Source organism: Salegentibacter tibetensis (genome assembly GCF_020164485.1).
Classification (GTDB): domain Bacteria; phylum Bacteroidota; class Bacteroidia; order Flavobacteriales; family Flavobacteriaceae; genus Salegentibacter; species Salegentibacter tibetensis.
The window spans coordinates 96,432-112,618 of the sequence record NZ_JAIQZA010000005.1; the positions used below are offsets into that span (position 1 = coordinate 96,432).

Sequence of the window (16,187 nt, forward strand, 5' to 3'; positions counted from 1 at the left end):
AATTTTAGGGCGGTAAAATCCTATTATCTTTGCCGCCTAAATTTATGTTTTGCAATTAAGCGCCTACACTAAAGAATTTAATAAGAATTTAAATATTGCCTTTCCCGTAATGCTCGGCCAGTTAGGTCATGTTTTAGTAGGACTGGTAGATAATTTAATGATCGGGCAATTGGGACCGGCGCCTTTGGCTGCGGTTTCTCTAGGCAATAGTCTGGTGTTTATTGCGCTTTCCCTGGGAATTGGATTTTCTTTTGCCATTACGCCATTAATTGCTGAAGCCGATGGTGCTCAGGACATCAACAAGGGGCGGAGTTACTTTCACCATGGCGTTATTTTATGTACCATTAATGGGGTTGCTTTATTCCTCACTTTGCTTGTTGCAAAGCCGGTTTTATATTATTTAGATCAGCCGCCAGAGGTAGTAGAGCTCGCTATTCCATATCTCGATATTGTGGCGTTTTCGATGATTCCGTTAATGATCTTCCAGGCCTTTAAGCAATTTGCTGACGGACTTTCCCAAACAAAATATGCCATGTATGCGACTTTAATCGCAAACATAGTGAACGTTGTTTTTAATTACCTGCTTATCTACGGAATTTGGATCTTCCCAAGATTGGAACTGGAAGGTGCGGCGATTGGCACCTTAATTTCCCGCTTCTTTATGCTTTGGTTTGTCTGGGAAATCTTGAGACGTAAAAAGAAATTCGCCGAATACTTTAAATGGGGCAAAAAGGAATCTTTGAACTCTAATGTATTTAAAAGATTATTGAATCTCGGTTTCCCAACGGCACTACAAATGCTGTTTGAAGTAGGGATCTTTACCGCTACGGTATTTCTTGCCGGTGTACTGGGTACAAATCCACAGGCAGCAAATCAAATTGCTTTGAATCTCGCTTCTATGACATTTATGATCGCTGTTGGCCTTGGTGTTACCGCCACTATTAGAGTAGGGAATCAAAAAGGTCTGGCCAATTTTAAAGATCTACGAAGAATAGCCTTTTCAACCTTTCTGTTAGTTTTTTTAATTGAAGCTGTGTTTGCCTTAGGCTTTATTTTGCTGAAAGATTGGCTGCCCACATTTTATATAGATAATGCTGAAGTGATTTTACTGGCAGCGCAATTACTGGTAGTAGCAGCATTATTTCAGCTTAGCGATGGTTTGCAGGTTGTAATTCTGGGAGCTTTAAGAGGGCTTCAGGATGTAAAAATTCCCACAGTAATTTGTTTTATTTCTTACTGGATTATTGGCTTCCCGGTTTCCTGGTATTTTGGAAAAGCCGAAAATCTAGGGAGTATGGGAATTTGGCTGGGACTCCTTGCAGGGCTCTCTGTTTCGGCATTAATGTTGTACATTCGATTTAACTATTTAACAAAAAAACTTATTTTGCAAGAATCAAGTCTTGTTCAATCAAAAATTTAATTATGGATTTCCCTAAATTTCTTCTCGGTGACAACACCGATTATCCTACTGCAATTTTCGTAGTACATACCGAATTTCCACGTTTTATAATCAACCTTGAAAACGATGAAGTAGAATGGCTGGAAGAATTTGACCAGCACGATGAGGAGGAGCTCGAAAATGAGACGGAAGGCCTTATTAAAGAAGCTTCAGAATTTTACGATAGGGAAATAGCGCGATACGAAGACGATTAATGGACAGATTAATAGAATTAGATCACAAATTATTTCTTTGGCTTAACAATCTTGGAAACGAATCCTGGGATTGGTTATGGTTGCTTATCACCGATAAATGGACGGCAATACCTCTGTACGCATTACTATTATTTCTTATTTTCAAGAAATTTGGATGGAAATCCAGCCTGGTAACCGTTGTTTTTATTACACTATTAATCACCGCGACAGACCAACTGGGGAATGTCTTTAAAGATGCTTTTGAACGTTTAAGGCCCTGCCGGCAGGAAGGGATAATGGAATATGCCCGTTTTGTCGCTGTTCGTTGCGGATCTTACGGGTTCTTTTCGGCACACGCTTCTAATTCCATGGGGGTAGCTATATTTCTGGGATTATTGTTCAGAAAAGTATTTCCGAAAATGATATTCTGGCTAATTGCCTGGGCATTTCTGGTGGCTTATAGCCGGGTTTATCTGGGTGTTCATTATCCGGGAGATATACTTGTAGGTATGCTTATTGGTGGGCTATTAGGCCTAATCTTTTATTTGCTTCACCAGTGGGCTCAGCAAAAAATCTTTAAAAAAGATTAATCCAGATTTTCAAACTTTTCAATTAAAACATCTGCAGCGGCAAAGGCGGTAATCTTATTATTTTCTATAGCTTTCAGCTGAATTTCAAGTTCGTTTTTCATTACAGGATTTCTATAAAATCGATTTTTAAGATGTTCGTTTATAGTTTGTAAAAGCCAGAATTTGTTCTGCTCTTTCCTGTTTTTCTGAAAATATCCGTTTTCATTTACCGTATTTTGAAATTCAGAAATAAGTTCCCAAACACTATCTATTCCTGTTTGCTTAAGGGCACTGCTAAGGGCAACTTTTGGTTTCCAGCCGCTCTCCTTTGAAGGATAAAGCTGAAGCGCGCGGTTAAACTCCAGTTTTGCTTCACGTGCTGCTTTGATATTGTCGCCATCTGCCTTATTAATCACTATGGCGTCGGCCATTTCTATAATTCCGCGTTTTATACCCTGCAATTCGTCCCCGGCTCCGGCTAGCTTCAGGAGTAAAAAGAAATCGGTCATACTGTGCACGGTGGTTTCGCTTTGACCAACGCCTACGGTCTCAATAAGCACCACATCAAATCCTGCAGCTTCGCAGAGAATAATACTTTCACGGGTTTTTTTGGCTACGCCGCCAAGGGAAGAACCGGAAGCCGATGGCCGTATAAAAGCGTTTTCTTCTTTTACCAGGTTTTCCATCCTTGTTTTATCACCTAAAATACTCCCATGGGAGACGCTACTACTGGGATCTACTGCCAGCACGGCTACTTTTTTTCCTTGCTGAATTAAATACGATCCAAAACTTTCTATAAAAGTACTTTTACCAACCCCGGGCACGCCGGTAATTCCAATCCTTATAGATTTCTGGGAATGGGGGAGGGCGCCTTCCAAAAGCTGTTGGGCTTTTTGCCGGTGGGAGAATTGATTGCTTTCCACTAAGGTGATTGCGCGGCCCAGGGCGGTTTTATTGCTATCTAGTAATTGCTGAAGCAGGTCTTCTTCTGCAAACTTACTTTTTCGGGAAGCCCTTATCTTTTGAGCAGAATTTGGATTTACATTACCGGAAGCCGGCTTACTACCAGATTCACTTAATGCCGATTGTTGTTCTTTCTTGCTCAAACTACACTTATTTATGACAAATTTATGAATTCGATCTTTGTAAGCCTTGTTTTTGCTTGGTATATTCAAGCCTAATTAATATAACTTAAAATAACGATGAAAAATTTGTATAAAACAACTGTAACTACCAAAGGAGCAAGAAAAGGCCACGCCAAAAGTGACGACGGGATACTTGATCTAAAGCTTAGTATGCCTAAGTCTATGGGGGGAGAAGGTGGAAATTTCACCAATCCTGAGCAATTATTTGGAGCCGGTTATTCCGCTTGTTTTGGAAGTGCGTTACAGGTTGTAGCTAAAAAACACGATATAGAATTGGGTGAAGACCTTAGCGTAAGCGCAGTAGTAGAATTAGGCCAAACCAAAGACGAAAATTTACAACTTGCCGTTATTCTGGACTGCTATTTACCTGGAGTAGACGTAGAAACCGGAGAGAAAATTGTAAACGAAGCTCACGAGGTATGCCCTTATTCAAGAGCAACCAGAGATAATATTGATGTAACACTGAACCTTTTAGTAGACGAGGATTAATGCAATTATTTGAAATTCTATTTTCGTCATGCTGACTTGTTTCAGCATCTAAGACTTTGAGAATTACTAATAAATTAGACTCTGAATCAAGTTCAGAGTGACGTAAATTATAAACCTCACAGGTTTTAAAAACCTGTGAGGTTTTTTTATGCTTTTTCAGGTTTTATAGGAACGCTAACCAGCGTTGCATCCCAGGCGAGATTTAAGTTAATGAATTCATTTTCTGCTTCAAAACCTATGGTGAATTGTTCCAGTGTCTGTTTTAAATCTTTGGTAGAAACTTCAAGTACAAGCGCGTCAAATTCAGGGTTACGATAGGCTTTTTCATCGAGGTCAATTCCCCAGGGATACATTTGGTCATTAAAAATCACTTTCCAGGAATTTTCCATTGGGATAGTCCATAAAGTATATTTCCCGGCTTTTAGAAGCGAGCCGTCAACCATAAGATCTTTGTTGGATTCAAAAGTAGTAGCCTCATTGGCACCGGTTCGCCAAACTTCATTATAAGGAACCAGTTTTCCGAAGATTACCCGCTCTTTTTTATACGGCCTGTTATAAAAAACCTCCAGTTTAAGATCTTCCTGGGTATAAGTGACCGTGTCTTCAGGGCTGTGGGCTTTGGTGCTGTATCGGGTAATAAAAATTACTACCGCAGCCAGCACGATAAGTATGCCCCCAATTTTTAAAAACGTTTTTACCGGTTTTTTCATTATCAATTTAATTTGTAAAGTATAGTTCAAAAAGCGTGCAAACTTCATTTTTAGCCTCTAAAAGGGAAAAAAACGTAATTTTCAGCTAAAATTCACCAGAAGCTTGCAACATTGAAAAAATAGTTTCGTCTTTATAGTGAAACCAAGCTGGTATAAGCCGAATTTTTTGATAATTAAATAAAATATTTTACTGCTTAATTCCAGTATATTAAATCCCATTTAGTGGGTGAAACCAACCAATAAGAATGATACAGCATCAATTAATAGAAGCCTGTAAAAACCACGATCGCAGGGCCCAGCTGAAGCTCTACAATCAATATTGTCAGGGGATGCATTATGTGGCCTTACGCTTTTTAAAAGACCCGTATGAGGCCGAAGACGCAATGCAGGAAGCTTTTATAAAGGCCTTTGCCAAACTGCAGCAGTTTACAGGAGAAGTAACTTTTGGCGCCTGGCTTAAGCGCATTGTGATCAATAAATGCATAGACAAATTAAAAGCGAAAAAGCTGGAATTGGTCGCTATAAACGAACAGGTGTTGAGCACTGCCGAAGAGGACGATAACTGGCAGGTAGAAGACGGAATTGGAATGGAAGAAATAAAGAAAAGTATGGAAAAACTTCCGGAGAAATATAAATACCCCCTGATGCTGTTCTTAATGGAAGGTTATGATCACGAAGAAATATCAGAGATTTTAAATATAAGTCCGGTAGCCTCGCGGACCCTGGTACACAGAGGTAAGAAAAAATTGCAGGAAGAATTAAAGACTATAAAAAATGGCACAGGATATTAGAGAAATGTTCAGGAATGAGAAGGAGCCCAAACCACATACTTTACCCAAAGGGCACCAGAAGCGATTTGAAGATCGACTGGGAAAAGATTTTCCAAAGGAAAAGGAAGGCAATTCTTTCTTTTTTCTGAAGATCGCAGCGATTTTAATTGTGGCGCTGGGGGTAGGATTCTTTTTTCTGAATTCAGGTGGGGAGGATTTTAATAATGAACCTTCAGTTGCCGATACTCCAACTGAAACTTCAAAAGGAAAAGAAAATAAGCTAAAACCTACTGAAGATAATTTTCAGCTAAGTGAAGTTTCTCCTGAATTCAAGAAAATTGAAGATTATTATATGGCGAGTCTTAATATTGAACTTTCCAAAATCAATATTACTCCAGAAAATAAAGCGCTTATCGATTCTTTTATGAATCAGATGTCAGAACTGGATAAGGAATATCAACGTTTAAATACAGAAATTAAAGAAGCGGGACCTAACGAGCAAACTCTGGAAGCGATGATCGCTAACCTTCAGCTGAGATTAGATTTGTTGTATAAGCTGAAGAATAAATTAAAAGAAATCAAACATTCAAACGATAAAGAATATGAAAACTATGAGGTATAATTTAATATTTGCGCTGCTGCTTTGCCTTCCGGTAACATTAAGCGCACAAAGCAAAAAGCTGGATAAAACTTATAAAACTTCCGGCGATGTAGAAGTGAAGATCGATGCCAGTCACACCAATATCATCGTTGATTATTGGGATAGGAACGAGGTGCAAATAGAAGCCATTTTAGAAACCGATGAGCTTAAGAAAGAAGAAACCGATAAACTACTCGCCAGTTGGAAATTGAACACTTCAGGAAATGCTTCAGAAGTTAGTATTTCTTCGGGAGGCGGAATGCAATGGAACGGCGATTTAGATCTAAGCGGACTCGAAAAGCCTCTTGCCAGCCTTCCGCAGATGCTGGAGCCATTGATGAACAATTTGATAACGCCCTTAATGCAAAGTATGGGCGAAAGTATGGGGGCACCGCTTCCACCGGAATTCAGTGAGAAAATGGGAAAAATCAAGTTTGATTATGAAGCCTATAAAAAAGACGGGGATAAATACCTCGAAAAATTTGAAAAGGAGATAGAAGCCAATTTTGGAGATGATTTTGAAAAAGATATGGAGAAGTGGGCTTCACAGTTTGAGAAGAATGCTGAAAAATGGGAGAAGAACTTTGAAATGAAAATGAGCATAAACGAAGAAGAGTTAGAGAAATCTATGGAGAAATGGGCAGAAAGTTTCGGGAAAGATATGGAGGCCTGGGGCGAATCCTTTGGTGCACAAATGGAAGCCCGTTTTGGAGATTCAGAGAATGGAAAAAGTAAAGTGATTGGTTTAAATAATGCTAAGGCTAAAAAGACGATAAAAGTAAAAATGCCCAAAAATGCTAAACTTAAACTGGATGTGCGCCACGGGGAAGTAAAACTATCAGGAACTACCAATAACCTCCGAGCCGATCTTTCTCACAGTAAACTAACCGCCGACAGAATAAATGGAAAAAATACAGATGTAGAAGCTGCTTATACGCCTGTGAATATCAATTATTGGTCGTATGGAGTTATGGATGCCAAATATGTAAAAAAATTTAAAATTAATAAGGTAAAAAGCATCAAGCTTAGTTCTAATTCCAGTAATCTAAACATAGATGAGTTGGAGGATACAGGGATTTTATCGGGGAATTTTGGGGAGTTGAATATAGCTAAGCTTGGCCCCAATTTTAAAAACCTGGACATCAGTTTAGAAAACAGCGATTTGAAATTAGGCCTGCCTTCTTCAGCATTTAACTTTATTTATAGTGGTACGCAGAGCGATATAAAGCATCCCAATGCTTTAAAATTGACGAGTAGCGAATCTTACGATAATAAAAAGCTAAGCGGCTACCATAAAGCTAAAGATTCAGGTGGGAACATAAGTATTAAAGCTAATTTTAGTGAAGTCTTGTTAAATTAGATTTCAAGGCGTAATTTTGGCGATTCTTAGACGGCAAATCGTTTAAAAGATCGCTTATGGGAACCACAAATTTTTCTGAATTTCTCTCACAGCTAACCCCGGGTTTTACCCAGGTTTTAGACGTGAATTTAAAAGCAGAAGATTATATTGTAATAGATTTATCTGAAAATAATGTAGAGCTCGGGAAAGTAGATATTTCTTCTTCCCGGGCTTTTTCCAATTATATAGCTGAATATTTAAATGCCTTTGGAAAAAAGGTTGCTTTTGGTGGTTATTCTGAAGTACGAAAGCTCTATAAAAGGAGTGAACTTTTTACTACTTCAGAAGATGAGGACAGCAACAGAAACATTCATTTAGGACTGGATTTTTGGGCTGATGCGAATACTGATGTTTTAGCGGTTTTAGATGGAAAGATTCATAGCTTTAATGATAATTCCAATTTTGGCGATTATGGCCCCACTATAATTTTGGAGCATCAGTTTGAAGAAAAGAAATTCTATTCGCTTTACGGACATTTAAGTAAGGCATCTTTAAATGATCTCAACCCCGGAACTTCTGTGAAGAAAGGCGAAAAAATCGCTGAACTGGGAACTCCTGAAGAAAACGGAGATTACGCACCGCACTTACATTTCCAAGTCATAGAAGATTTAGTCGAGAAAATTGGCGATTTTCCTGGGGTGACCTCTAGAAGGGACCTGGATTTTTATTTGCAAAACTGCCCTGATCCCAATTATTTACTGAAATTAAGAAATTCCTGATTATTCTTTCTTTAAAATAAGTGCGGCTATGGCTGAAGTTACTACGCCGAACATTAATGCGCCGGCAATGGACTGGACAATGTAGGAGCTTAGATTAAAATAGGCTTTTGCGTCTTCAAGTTTCATTGCATTTCTGGCTACGCTGCTTTCAACAGCATTTTCAAAGAAATCAGGAGAAATAAGAAAGTGTGTAATTAGTTGTCCAATTGGGGAGAGCAGGGCAATGACTATGCTTAAAATAACCCCCGAGACAAAACCCTGTTTCCAGCTCATTTTTCCGCGGAAAAAATTCTTTCTTTTATCGTGGATAGCAAATAGATAGATTGCGATAGCGATTAAGCCGAAAAAATTTGTGTAGATTGGATGTTTGGCAATTAGCACATCGTGCCAGCCCATGAGTTTTTCAAAATACATCCAAAGTAAAGAGGCAGCGAAGAAGATAACTCCCCACTTTATTTCTATCTGGTAGTTTTTCATTTTTTGATTGGTTAGAAAAGCTAATTTACTCAAAATAAAAAAGAAAGGGCTGCCTAAAAACTCCTGTATTTCGGAATTTTAGACAGCCCTTTTATAGAAATTGATTTTAGGTTATTGATTTACCACAACCCAATCGCCTTTTTCAATAAGCGGAATAGCTTGTTTGTATTTCAAAGTCTTGTTTTCACCGCTCATTACATTTTTAATGGTTACTTTGTCATTACGGCCAATTTTCGGTTGGTCCCGGGTAATGGTTTCAGTCACCTGGGGGCGACGTTGCTGTTGTTGGGTGTTCCCGGCAGCCCGACTTTGAGCAGCCCTTTCGTCTATATTAGGAATTTCGTCCTTCTGGGTTTCTACTTTTTCTTTCTTGCGTTGTCTCGCTTCCCGAATATTAGAAACATTGCCTTCCGGAATTTCACCTTTGAAAAGGAAAGAAATCACATCACGATTTACATGATCAAGCATAGCTTTAAACAATTCAAAAGCTTCAAATTTATAGATCAGTAAAGGATCTTTTTGCTCGTGAACTGCTAACTGAACGCTTTGTTTTAACTCATCCATCTTGCGAAGGTGGGTTTTCCAGGCATCGTCAATTATGGCAAGACTTATATTTTTCTCAAAATCTTTAACCAACTGAACGCCTTCAGTTTCGTAGGCTTTTTCAAGATTGGTAACTACCTGAAGCGTTTTTTGCCCATCTGAAAATGGTACTGAAATTCTTTCGAAATTGTTGCTTTCATCTTCATAAACCTGTTTGATTACCGGGAATGCCCTGGAAGCACTGTGCTTCATCTTTTCCTGGTAATGCTCGTAGGCTTCTTTGTAAACAATTCCAGAGATTTTTTGCACGCCCATTTTCTCAAAATCTTCTTCTGAAACCGGGGCACTCATAGAAAAATACCTAATCAGTTCAAATTCAAAATTCTTATAATCCTGGGCAACTTTATTGTTTTCGGTAATAGCTTCAGAAGTATCAAAGATCATATTCGCGATATCAACCTTAAGCCTGTCGCCAAATAATGCGTGATAACGACGTTTGTAGATAACTTCCCGCTGGGCGTTCATTACATCATCATATTCCAGCAAACGTTTTCTAATTCCGAAGTTATTTTCCTCTACTTTTTTCTGCGCTCGTTCAATAGATTTTGAGATCATGGAATGCTGAATTACTTCACCTTCTTCCAGCCCCATCTTATCCATTAACTTCGCTATCCTTTCAGAGCCGAATAAACGCATCAGGTTGTCTTCAAGCGACACATAGAACTGGGAACTTCCCGGATCTCCCTGACGGCCGGCACGACCTCTTAACTGGCGGTCTACACGACGTGAGTCGTGACGCTCTGTACCTACAATGGCTAAACCACCGGATCCTTTAACTTCTTTGCTTAATTTAATATCGGTACCACGACCTGCCATGTTGGTGGCAATGGTCACAATACCCGATTTACCTGCTTCAGCCACAATATCGGCCTCCCTCTTATGCAGTTTCGCGTTAAGTACGTTATGCGGAACATTTCTCAATTTCAGCATTCTAGAAAGCAATTCTGAAATCTCTACGGAAGTTGTACCAATAAGCACAGGCCTTCCGGCATTAGAAAGATCGGTAACGTGATCTATAACCGCGTTGTATTTTTCCCGTTTGGTTTTGTAAACCAAATCGTCTTTATCGTTTCTCGCAATTGGGCGGTTGGTAGGAATTTCTACCACATCAAGTTTATAGATCTCCCAGAATTCTCCTGCTTCAGTTACCGCAGTACCTGTCATACCAGATAACTTACCGTACATTCTAAAGTAATTCTGAAGGGTTACGGTAGCAAAAGTTTGAGTTGCGTCTTCAATTTTTACATTTTCCTTGGCTTCAATTGCCTGGTGTAAACCGTCGCTATAACGCCGCCCGTCCATAATACGGCCGGTTTGCTCGTCTACGATCTTAACTTTGTTATCTATTACCACATATTCGTCATCTTTTTCGAATAGGGTATAGGCTTTTAACAACTGGCGCAAGGTGTGAATACGTTCACTTTTTACGCTGTAATCTCTAAATAGCTCTTCTTTTTTCTCAGCTTCTTCTTCCTTGGAAAGTCCTTCTTTTTCGATCTTGGCAATTTCCATCCCCATTTCTGGCATTACGAAGAAATCACTATCTCCATCGGCAGAAAGGAATTCAATACCTTTATCGGTAAGGTCTATCTGATTACTTTTTTCTTCAATAGTGAAATAAAGATCCGCGTCTACTTTTGGCATTTCGCGGTTATTATCCTGCATATAGTGATTTTCGGTCTTCTGCAGTAATTGTTTTATACCTTCTTCACTAAGGAATTTAATTAAAGCTTTATTCTTTGGAAGACCGCGGTAAACCCTTAGCAACAGGAAAGCACCGTCTTTAGTGTTTCCTTCTTTAATAAGCTTTTTAGCCTCAGCGAATACTTTGGTAAGGTGCTTACGTTGAAGCTCTACAATGTTTGCTATCGCAGGTTTTAACTCGTTAAATTCGTGCACATCTCCTTTTGGGATAGGCCCGGAAATAATAAGTGGCGTACGCGCATCATCAATTAAGACAGAATCTACCTCATCTACGATGGCGAAGTTATGCGGACGCTGTACCAAATCGTTTGGGGCGTGAGACATATTATCACGTAAATAATCGAAACCGAATTCATTATTGGTTCCGTAAGTGATATCTGCATTATAGGCTTTTCTCCTGGATGCAGAATTTGGTCTGTGGTAATCTACACAATCTACGCTTAAGCCGTGGAATTCAAAAATAGGAGCCATCCAGGCGCTATCCCTTTTTGCCAGGTAATCGTTTACCGTCACCAGGTGAACCCCTTTTCCGGTAAGTGCGTTAAGATACATAGGTAGGGTAGCCACAAGGGTTTTACCTTCACCGGTTTGCATCTCGGCAATTTTTCCCTGGTGCATTGCTACACCACCAATTAACTGAACATCGTAATGAATCATATCCCAGGTTACCGGTTTTCCGGCAGCATCCCAGGAGTTGTTCCAGATTGCGTGATCACCTTCAAGATTTACATAATCTTTTTCTGCTGAAATTTCACGATCAAATTCTGATGCGGTAACTTTAAGTTGTTTATTATGGAAAAAGCGCTTCGCGGTTTCTTTTACAGTTGCAAAAGCTTCCGGAAGAATATCGTTTAATACTCCTTCAGATATTTCGTAAGATTTAGCTTTTAAGGCATCAATTTCAGCATAAATATCCTCATTTCGGGTAATATCGTCACTGGCATCAGCTTCAGCTTCCAGTTCTTCAATTTGCTTGTTTATATCATTTAATGATTCAGCGATCTTCGCCTTAAAGCTTGCTGTTTTTGCTCTAAGTTCGTCTATAGACAGGGCTTCAAACTCACCTTCCAGCGCCTTGATCTTTTCGACTATGGGTTGTATTTCCTTGACGTCTTTTTTGGATTTATCGCCAACAAATACTTTTAATACAGAATTTAAAAAATCCATAATGGTTTTTGTTTAATACGGGGTTTAAATGTACGCAAAAAAAAAGCCTCACTTTGGAGACTTTTTTCTAATTTTTGCGTGTTATTATTTAATATTCATCCTCATTCCAAAGATAATCTTCGTCAGTTGGATAATCGGGCCAAATTTCCTCAATAGAATCATAAGAGTCTCCTTCATCTTCAATTGCCTGTAGGTTTTCTACTACTTCTAGCGGAGCACCTGTTCTAATCGCGTAGTCAATTAACTCGTCTTTAGTTGCTGGCCAGGGTGCATCACTTAAATAAGATGCTAATTCTAAAGTCCAATACATGGGTTGATCAGGTTTATTATTTTTGCAAAAATAAATTTTTTGTGGTAATAGCCAAGAAAAAAATCTATTATTTAATCAATAACGTTAAGAACATACGCTAAAATTATAGATTTTACTGAATAATTCTTGCTAATGCCGTATGGAGGGATTAGGATTTTTCGGGAACCCATTTTACCTCTTCGGCCTGTAATCTTTTAGACAACATCCGTGCCAGCACAAATAGGTAGTCAGAAAGTCTATTGAGGTACTGTAAAACGGATTCATCAAAAGCTTCAATTTCATACAAAGCAGTGGCAAGTCGCTCTGCACGGCGGCAAACACAACGTGCTATGTGACAGAATGACACGCTTTGATGCCCCCCCGGAAGAATAAAATGAGTCATCTCGGGGAGTTCCTCATTCATTGTATCCATTTCTTTTTCCAGCAATTCAATATCTTCTGCTGAAATCTTAGGGATTTGAAGCCGATCTTTTCCACTCTTTAATTTTTGTTTTTCGGGATCTGTAGCCAGGGTGGAACCAATGGTAAATAGTCTATCCTGAATTCTGCTTAAAATCTGCTTGGTATGATCTCCGGTATCCTGGTCTCGAATTAATCCAATGTGGGAATTGAGTTCGTCTACAGTACCGTAACTTTCTATGCGAATATGATGTTTGGGGACTCTGGTGCCTCCAAAAAGTGCGGTAGTACCTTTGTCTCCGGTTTTGGTGTAAATCTTCATATAAATGTTTTGTTTTTTCTACTTAATACTTTGTAGACTTGTCGCAAGACAGTTCTCTCGATAATCGAGATTTAATTGCTCCGAGGCTTGGCTGCCCGTTTCGCAGGCGGGCCCTGAAATCAAGATGTTTTTTCCAATAATGCCTCCGGAGCTTGCCCCGAGGTAGTCTACTTTTCAAAGGTACAAAATGAAGATTTAAGCCAATGGTTTTGTTATATATTGAATCAGGTTCTGGTTTCTGATTTTTCATCATTTCGGCGCTCCATATATCGCTTTCTGAAGTTTCTATTCTTACGTGCTTTCCGATTCTTTTTAGCTCGGCGCGAATTCCAGATGAAATAAATAAGAAAAACCGCAATGAGTGCGATGTAAATCCAGGTTTCCTGGTCAAAATCAAACATGATTGGTTGCTAATTTTTTACAAGATAAGAAATTCTGAATTTTTCCGGAATAAAAATAGGTTTTAACAGAAAGTGCCTGATTAAGTAGATTAATGAAAAGCTGGAGAAACAAGGACGAAAATATTTTTGGGGAAAATTATAAGCCTGCTTTGAAATCTCTTTAAAACAGGCTTATATATCTGTTATGGTCAGTTTTTTAAATAGTATTAAGAAAGTTTAATCTTGCGTAGAGGTGGTCACTTGTGGTCCCAGACCGCTAAGATTAGGATTATAAACCCATAACTCTTGTGAGCCGCCTTTAGTTATTGTTATCCAATCTTTTACAAAACTATCGAAATTTCCCGCTCCGTGAACTTCATCATATTTTTCTTTGAGTTTCTGGTCTTTTCCCAACCAGGAATAGTTATCAAAGAAATAGACTACAGTTAAATCCTGACCTGATTGAGTGGAGGTAAATTCGTTAGTGTAAATTCCAAAAGGTGTTTCGGGTGATTTCTCTTTAAGAACTTTGCTTACTTTTTCCAGACCGGAAGTCATATTTTCATATTTACCTCTTTCTATATCCCAAACAGTCACTTTTAATTTGCTCATCTCAAAATCTGTCGGGAAATGTGAAAGTTGGTTATGAAATTTCCAAAAGGTCGTTTCATTTTCTTCGGCAATATAAGGAACCACATTGGCAGACCAGTCTTCATCGTGAGCTGTGTTGTCTCTGGATTCATCTAACGCGCTCCAGCGCATTGGCCCCATAACTGCCATAAAACTATTTGCGTTCTGACCGTTCATAATATTGAAAACCCTGACCCCCATTGGCCCTTCCGCATGAAATTGCTCATTGTGGTTTTTCATTCCTTCAGAAAACTCCTTCATTTTATCGCTTTTAGCAGAAAAAATAGTAGTTCCAACAATAAGGTATTCCTCACTATTGCTTTGTTCGTTTTGGGAGAATACTAAAAATGGAATTAGTATCATCCAGTAGAAAATTGATTTCATAAGCTGTATATTTAAGTGTTAGTAATGCAGCTATGGTAGGTGAGGCTAAATAAATAGGCTCTATAAGTTACTAAAAAATAGTCAGGTACATTTATTTTATTCGTTATTTTCCAGTATAAAGACCATAAAAAACGCCCGGCAGGGCGTTTTGTACTTTAAAAAATTTACTCTTGTTATAAACCGAAGCTCAGCGATAAAATTACATTAGAGAGGTCTCTATCTATGTTAGCCGTATTGGTTAATCCGGTTTCGTAAAGTCTTGCATTTTCCTGGTAACTGGCGTTGGTGTATGCCAAATCTAGTTTCATGCTCCCAAAATCATAACCAATGCCTCCTGAATAACCGGTTAGGTCTCCAACTGTAGATTCATTGGCATAAGGGCTTTGTTCAAAACGGTACCCACCTCTTAAGCTCCAATTGTTAATTCTGTACTCACCACCCAGCCTAAAAGTAGAAGCTGCCTGAAGTTCATTGGAAATTAGATTATTCTGAAATTCAAATTCGGAATCACTGGCAGGTCTGAATTCAGTAGCCGAATAATCTTTATAGGAATAATCGAAACTGATAAGGCCTTTAGTGCCGAAGAGTACTGCTAAACTTCCGGTTATTTTCCCTGGTGTTTTTAAAGTGTAATCAGGATATAAGTTTAATACATTGGGGTTCACTACAACACGATCATTTGCGTTATTGTTGGTTTCAAGATATTGTGAGGCTTCTTCAACGATATTAAACCAGGTAGGGGAGTGATAGGAAGCTCCAACTCTAAACCTGTCGCTTACTTTTGCAATTGCTCCTAATTGAAAAGAAAAACCGTCTCCGTTGGTACTTAAGTTATTATTAAATCTAACCTGATTAGTAGCGCTCCCTGGATTATTGTTATTCTCTCTAAACCGTGTAACCCGGTCGTAATTAAGGAAGTGCGTATTTAAGTTAGCACCGAGGTAAAGGAAATCTTCGTACTGCGTACCGAAATTGAATGAAAATTTCCCGTTTAAACCTGTAGCTACTGAACGGTATTCCTGGTTAAAGTTGCCGGGGCCTATAAATGAACTATAAGAAGTGTTATCGGGAGAATCATTATCCTGATCTATAATGTATCCCTGATACCCTAAAAAGGCCTGTTGTGCCCCATAGCCTTCATTTTCACCTAAGAACGAATAAAGTTCTGAAATGGTTTCATTTTCACGGGTTTGAATTAAATCCAAAGGCACGCCATTGGCATAATTTAAAAAGTACCGGTCTATAGAAGTTTGGCTGGTACCCGTTGCTACAAAAGCATCATCAAAATTATTGGTTTTGCCATAATTTACACCTAGAGTGAATTTTCTCCAGGGACTATCGCTTCTTGTCTCAAAAACAAGTACTCCACCGGCCTGGTTAAAATTGATGTCTGAATTTTCGTTTGAGGTAGTTGTCCCAAAATAATTTACTTGTTTGTTTGAAGACTGATGATCCAGAGTTATTGTTCCAAAAGAGTTTAAGAACACAGCGGAACTGGCTGGATTAACGGTGATAGCCGATAAATCGCCACCCAAGGCGCCAAAAGCACCACTCATAGCTCTAAACCTGGCTGTACCATTTAACTCTTCAGAACTATAACGATAAGCATCGGTAATGTTTTGAGACTGGACGCTGCCTACAATAAAAAAAACGCCCAATAATAAAAATATCTTTTTCATAAGGTTTTTTTAATCCCTATTTGAGGGGGTTAATTACCCAGGTATTAGTTCCGGGCTTA

The 16,187-nt window shown here is 38.8% G+C and carries 17 protein-coding genes; 8 read left to right on the top strand and 9 right to left on the bottom strand.

The annotated features are described in order from the left end of the window. The first annotated feature begins 49 nt into the window (after positions 1 to 49). Genes LB467_RS03960 through LB467_RS03970 form a run of 3 tightly spaced genes read left to right on the top strand, consistent with a single transcriptional unit; the run spans position 50 to position 2,222 of the window. On the top strand, positions 50 to 1,420 hold the full coding sequence (locus LB467_RS03960) for an MATE family efflux transporter (protein WP_224472729.1): 1,371 nt from the start codon (positions 50 to 52) through the stop codon (positions 1,418 to 1,420). A gap of 2 nt (positions 1,421 to 1,422) precedes the next feature. Continuing rightward, positions 1,423 to 1,653 (top strand): hypothetical protein, encoded by a 231-nt coding sequence (locus tag LB467_RS03965; RefSeq protein ID WP_224472730.1) that lies wholly within the window; start codon positions 1,423 to 1,425, stop codon positions 1,651 to 1,653. Next, positions 1,653 to 2,222: a phosphatase PAP2 family protein gene (locus LB467_RS03970; RefSeq protein WP_224472731.1), complete on the top strand. Its 570-nt coding sequence runs from the start codon at positions 1,653 to 1,655 to the stop codon at positions 2,220 to 2,222. The genes LB467_RS03965 and LB467_RS03970 overlap by 1 nt, the downstream gene beginning before the upstream one ends. Here LB467_RS03970 and meaB read toward each other — a convergent pair. Further along, entirely contained in the window at positions 2,219 to 3,307 is a 1,089-nt protein-coding gene (gene meaB, locus LB467_RS03975; RefSeq protein ID WP_224472732.1) for a methylmalonyl Co-A mutase-associated GTPase MeaB, read from the bottom strand. The two genes, LB467_RS03970 and meaB, sit on opposite strands and share 4 nt — an antisense overlap. Positions 3,308 to 3,403: 96 nt before the next feature. On the opposite strand from meaB, the gene LB467_RS03980 reads away from it, so the two are divergent. Then, entirely contained in the window at positions 3,404 to 3,835 is a 432-nt protein-coding gene (locus LB467_RS03980) for an organic hydroperoxide resistance protein (RefSeq protein WP_224472733.1), read from the top strand. A gap of 146 nt (positions 3,836 to 3,981) precedes the next feature. Here LB467_RS03980 and LB467_RS03985 read toward each other — a convergent pair whose 3' ends face one another. Continuing rightward, the gene (locus LB467_RS03985) at positions 3,982 to 4,545 is read right to left on the bottom strand and encodes a DUF2911 domain-containing protein (RefSeq protein ID WP_224472734.1); all 564 of its coding nucleotides are present in this window, start codon (positions 4,543 to 4,545) and stop codon (positions 3,982 to 3,984) included. Positions 4,546 to 4,790: 245 nt separating this feature from the next. On the opposite strand from LB467_RS03985, the gene LB467_RS03990 reads away from it, so the two are divergent. From LB467_RS03990 to LB467_RS04005, 4 genes are read left to right on the top strand one after another with little or no spacing between them, the layout of a single operon-like run. Then, on the top strand, positions 4,791 to 5,336 hold the full coding sequence (locus tag LB467_RS03990; protein ID WP_224472735.1) for an RNA polymerase sigma factor: 546 nt from the start codon (positions 4,791 to 4,793) through the stop codon (positions 5,334 to 5,336). Next, a complete protein-coding gene (locus LB467_RS03995; RefSeq protein WP_224472736.1) occupies positions 5,320 to 5,937 on the top strand; it encodes a hypothetical protein in 618 nt (205 codons plus the stop codon). The genes LB467_RS03990 and LB467_RS03995 overlap by 17 nt, the downstream gene beginning before the upstream one ends. Further along, positions 5,918 to 7,315 (top strand): DUF4097 domain-containing protein, encoded by a 1,398-nt coding sequence (locus LB467_RS04000; RefSeq protein ID WP_224472737.1) that lies wholly within the window; start codon positions 5,918 to 5,920, stop codon positions 7,313 to 7,315. The genes LB467_RS03995 and LB467_RS04000 overlap by 20 nt, the downstream gene beginning before the upstream one ends. Before the next feature lie 56 nt (positions 7,316 to 7,371). Continuing rightward, positions 7,372 to 8,073, top strand: a complete 702-nt coding sequence (locus LB467_RS04005; RefSeq protein WP_224472738.1) for a peptidoglycan DD-metalloendopeptidase family protein — start codon at positions 7,372 to 7,374, stop codon at positions 8,071 to 8,073. Here LB467_RS04005 and LB467_RS04010 read toward each other — a convergent pair whose 3' ends face one another. From LB467_RS04010 to LB467_RS04040, 7 genes are all read right to left on the bottom strand, one after another. After that, complete coding sequence (locus LB467_RS04010; protein ID WP_224472739.1) at positions 8,074 to 8,550, bottom strand: DUF4199 domain-containing protein; 477 nt, start codon at positions 8,548 to 8,550, stop codon at positions 8,074 to 8,076. Between the two features lie 111 nt (positions 8,551 to 8,661). Beyond that, complete coding sequence (gene secA, locus LB467_RS04015) at positions 8,662 to 12,024, bottom strand: preprotein translocase subunit SecA (protein ID WP_224472740.1); 3,363 nt, start codon at positions 12,022 to 12,024, stop codon at positions 8,662 to 8,664. An 88-nt stretch (positions 12,025 to 12,112) separates the two neighbouring features. Then, complete coding sequence (locus tag LB467_RS04020) at positions 12,113 to 12,334, bottom strand: DUF2795 domain-containing protein (RefSeq protein ID WP_008272287.1); 222 nt, start codon at positions 12,332 to 12,334, stop codon at positions 12,113 to 12,115. A gap of 148 nt (positions 12,335 to 12,482) precedes the next feature. Further along, entirely contained in the window at positions 12,483 to 13,055 is a 573-nt protein-coding gene (locus tag LB467_RS04025; protein WP_224472741.1) for a cob(I)yrinic acid a,c-diamide adenosyltransferase, read from the bottom strand. 224 nt (positions 13,056 to 13,279) lie between these two features. Next, a complete protein-coding gene (locus LB467_RS04030) occupies positions 13,280 to 13,456 on the bottom strand; it encodes a hypothetical protein (protein WP_224472742.1) in 177 nt (58 codons plus the stop codon). A gap of 216 nt (positions 13,457 to 13,672) precedes the next feature. After that, the gene (locus LB467_RS04035; protein ID WP_224472743.1) at positions 13,673 to 14,449 is read right to left on the bottom strand and encodes a hypothetical protein; all 777 of its coding nucleotides are present in this window, start codon (positions 14,447 to 14,449) and stop codon (positions 13,673 to 13,675) included. A gap of 173 nt (positions 14,450 to 14,622) precedes the next feature. Continuing rightward, positions 14,623 to 16,128 (bottom strand): OmpP1/FadL family transporter, encoded by a 1,506-nt coding sequence (locus LB467_RS04040; RefSeq protein ID WP_224472744.1) that lies wholly within the window; start codon positions 16,126 to 16,128, stop codon positions 14,623 to 14,625. Positions 16,129 to 16,187: the final 59 nt, after the last annotated feature.